General features: G+C 33.8%; 1 protein-coding gene and 1 pseudogene. Both read right to left on the reverse strand.

Annotated elements, in window-relative coordinates:
• Positions 1 to 163 precede the first annotated feature (163 nt).
• Positions 164 to 410: pseudogene (locus ACFIJ8_RS08405) on the reverse strand (YadA-like family protein); the annotation flags it as partial.
• 395 nt (positions 411 to 805) lie between these two features.
• A partial coding sequence (locus ACFIJ8_RS08410) for a YadA-like family protein (protein ID WP_375639382.1) occupies positions 806 to 1,078 on the reverse strand: 273 nt, incomplete at its 5' end.

Genomic DNA, 1,078 nt, shown 5'->3' on the forward strand with positions numbered 1-1,078 from the left:
TTTCAACAAAAATATAGAAAAATCTTCTATAAAATCTCAAAGTTTATAGCGTCATCAAATATTATGCTTATCTCTGGGTAAATACTGTGCATCTGTAAAAAAATATTCACCCTCATTTCAATAAAATAAGAATGAATATTGTTAAAAGAATCCCTTACTATCATCAATTCAGCTTTAATCTTAAGACAGAACCTCTTCCCCAATCTCCGCCAGAACTCGTTGCGGATATATTAGAGCGAATATTTCCATCTTCTGACATATAACCAGCTCCAATAGCAAAAGCCGATCGACTACGCCATAAACCACTACCAAATGAGACACTTAAAAGACCAAAGGATATCAAAATAACCTAAATTCGATACCGCTAAACCAACAGAGGACGCCTGTCTTGTTTCTTTCTGAACTGTCTTATCTGCTGCTCACTGTCATGTAATTGATCACCTTTTAGGCATTATGCAATCCAATAATAATCTTATCAGAAGTAGAATCATACAAAATAACATCCCCCTCTATCTTGTCATAAAAAATAATGCCGCATTCATTAATAATACTATTATAATATATATTTCTCTTATAAGGAAAAAACTCTCTCAAAAATAAATATCGATTACTCAAATAATTCCTTTTGGAAATGATAAATGATTTTTTCGTATAAAACTTCACAATAAAAAATACATTTTTACTCGAAATACGCCCTTATCTTCTATTGCTATTCATTTATGCTGAGAATAACTTTCCTTCTCTTAAAATGTCACATGTAATGCATTTGATAAGAGAAGGAAAATTTATTTCGAATTTTCTATTGTTAATTCAGTGTTATCCTAAATCCAGCACCTACACCCCAATGTCCCCCAGCACTCGTTGCAGATATGTTAGAGCGAAATCTTCCATTTTCAGACATATAACCAGCCCCAATAGCAAATGCGGATTGACTGCGCCATACACCCGTACCAAATGAAAAACTTAATTTTCCCGGTGTATCGTCATAGCTTAAATTAGCTACCGCTAAACCAATCGCTGCTGCTTGTCTTGCTTCCTTGCGGACATCCTCAATAGCATAATTTAACGTCTCAAACTT

Source organism: Bartonella sp. MF74HXZ (assembly GCF_042194445.1).
In the GTDB taxonomy this organism is placed as follows: Bacteria; Pseudomonadota; Alphaproteobacteria; order Rhizobiales; family Rhizobiaceae; genus Bartonella; species Bartonella grahamii.